The organism is Daejeonella sp. H1SJ63, from assembly GCF_029360775.1.
In the GTDB taxonomy this organism is placed as follows: Bacteria; Bacteroidota; Bacteroidia; order Sphingobacteriales; family Sphingobacteriaceae; genus Daejeonella.
In genome coordinates, this window is the sequence record NZ_JARKMZ010000055.1 from 1 (window position 1) to 2,493 (window position 2,493).

General features: G+C 46.7%; 2 protein-coding genes. Both read left to right on the plus strand.

Going from position 1 to position 2,493, the window contains the following annotated elements:
- Positions 1 to 157: 157 nt before the first annotated feature.
- Positions 158 to 1,720, plus strand: coding sequence for an IS21 family transposase (gene istA, locus P2W72_RS15695; RefSeq protein WP_276364575.1), 1,563 nt, complete (start codon positions 158 to 160; stop codon positions 1,718 to 1,720).
- Positions 1,721 to 1,750: 30 nt separating this feature from the next.
- A complete protein-coding gene (gene istB, locus P2W72_RS15700) occupies positions 1,751 to 2,476 on the plus strand; it encodes an IS21-like element helper ATPase IstB (RefSeq protein ID WP_276364578.1) in 726 nt (241 codons plus the stop codon).
- The last annotated feature ends 17 nt before the right edge of the window (positions 2,477 to 2,493 follow it).

Consider the following 2,493-nt stretch of genomic DNA (forward strand, 5'->3'; position numbering starts at 1 on the left):
GCCACCTTGTAACGGGTTGATTTGTGAAGATTCTGGTCAAACTGAGCCAGTAAGATCCAATCAATCGCTGTGACAATCTGGCGTAAGTGAGCCACCCTTATAGCGTACAAGTTTATTATTAACCGTGATATTGTCTTTGCAACAATTAGCAAAGCCGATGTCAAATAAACTTGTAACCATGCAACAGGTTCGCCTTATTATTCATTATTTACAACGTGGTGTATCCGGGCGTAAGATTGCCCAGGAATTAGGTCTTTCACGCAATACAGTCAAGCTGTATGTAGACAGGATACTGAACAGTTCGCTCTCATTAGATGCTGTTCACCAGATGAATGATTCAGCTCTCTCCGACCTGGTATATCCCTCTTTAAAGACGTTTTCTTCTGACGAGCGGCGCTCTGATTTTGCGGAACGAACAGTGTATTTCCTTTCAGAACTTAAACGAACCGGAGTAACTCGTCGGCTACTATGGGAAGAATACAAAAGGGAGTTCCCCTTGGGATACGAATATCCTCAGTTCTGCGAACTGTTATCGCGCCAGAAGAAACTCAGTAATGCTTCTATGCATTTTGAGTATCAGCCGGCTGATATGATGTTGGTGGATTTTGCGGGAGACACGGTCTCGTATGTCGATAAGTCAAGCGGGGAACTCATCCAGTGCCCGGTGCTGGTTTGTGTGTTGCCGTTCAGCGGGTACAGTTATGCGGTTGCTTTACCCAATGCCACCCAGCCTCAGCTGCTGAAAGCACTGAATGCCTGCCTGCTCTTCTTTGGAGGTGTTCCTGCAAACTTTAAGAGTGACAATATGAAGCAGATCGTGCAACGCAGTTGTCGCTATGAACCTGTCTTTACTCAAATGATCCAGCAATGGGCACTACATAACGGCCTTACCCTGCTTGCTTCCCGGGTGCGTAAACCCAAGGATAAAGCACCGGTAGAAAGTGAAGTCAAGCTGATCTACCAGCGCGTTTATGCCCCGCTAAGAGATCAATTATTCTTTAGCCTCTCTGAGCTGAATCAGGCGATGGCCCAACAGTTATTGTTTCACCACCAACGTGCTTTTCAGAAAAAGGAAGCGAACCGGTCTAGTCGTTTCATGGAATTGGAAAAGCCTTACCTGCAAACTCTGCCTGAGCAGGAATATATCATGCGCCACGGAGCGGAATGCAAAGTGCAGAAGAACTATCATATTATTCTGGGCGAAGACTGGCATCAGTACAGTGTACCCTTTTCCTACATCGGAAAGAAGGTCCAGGCTGTTTATGATACCGATATTGTAGAGGTATTTTACCAGCACCAGCGAATTGCCCTGCACCAACGCAGTTATAAAAAACACGGATATACAACCATTGCAGAGCACATGCCTCAGGGTCACCAGCGATACCTGGAACAAAAGGGATGGGATGCCGATTACTTTCTTCTTCAGGCCGAAAAGATGGGCATAGCCAGCAAAGCATACATGCAGGCTATGCTCGACAGTAAACGTTTCACCGAGCAAACCTATCATGCTTGCTTAGGGATACTTCGCCTGGCCCGCTCTTACGGAACAGAGCGCATCGAGGCGGCATGCACCAGAGCCTTGAAAGGGCGAACCTATAACTACCGCACGATCCACAACATTCTTTCAGCTAATCTGGATAAACTAGAAGATCCGGCTTCTCCGGATCTATTCACCTTACCCAGTCACGAAAACCTGAGAGGATCCCGGGCTTTTGAATAATCTTTCACTTACATAAATAACCTCAACGACATGAACACGCAAAGTACATTAGAACAATTACGCCAGTTAAAACTCTTCGGCATGGCCGGATCTTATCAGGCTGTCCTGGAACAACCCCTGCATCAACAACCTGAACCTCATTTACTATTGGGCATGCTGACCGAAGCGGAACTGCAGCACAGACAGATGGCACGTACAGAACTGTATTTACGCTTATCCAAGCTGCGTTATCAGGCTTTACCCGAACAGGTAAACTGCTCACCCGAACGGGGATTATTAAAGGAACAGCTCATACAACTTTGTGATGGGCTTTTTATCCACAAAGGAGACAATGTCCTCATTACCGGTGCTACAGGCTGCGGGAAGAGTTTCCTGGCTTGTGCCCTGGGACGTAAGGCCTGCATGCTGGGCTTTCGCACAGTCTATTATTCAATGAACCGATTTCTGGAAGCACTGGGCGCTGCCCGCTTAGACGGATCATATCTCAAGTGGTTGAATATGATAGCAAAAACTCCTTTGCTGATCCTGGATGATTTCGGGCTTAAGCCGCTGGATCCGGACAGCAGACTTACCCTGTTACAAATTATGGAGGACCGGTATCGGAACGGAGCTACTATCATTACCTCACAGCTGCCGGTAAACAAATGGTATGACTACATAAATGAGCCTACGCTGGCGGATGCAATCCTTGACAGATTGACAGCCCATGCTCACAAAATAGAGCTCAAAGGAGAATCATTAAGAAAAATAAAATAACACTACATTTGATCAAA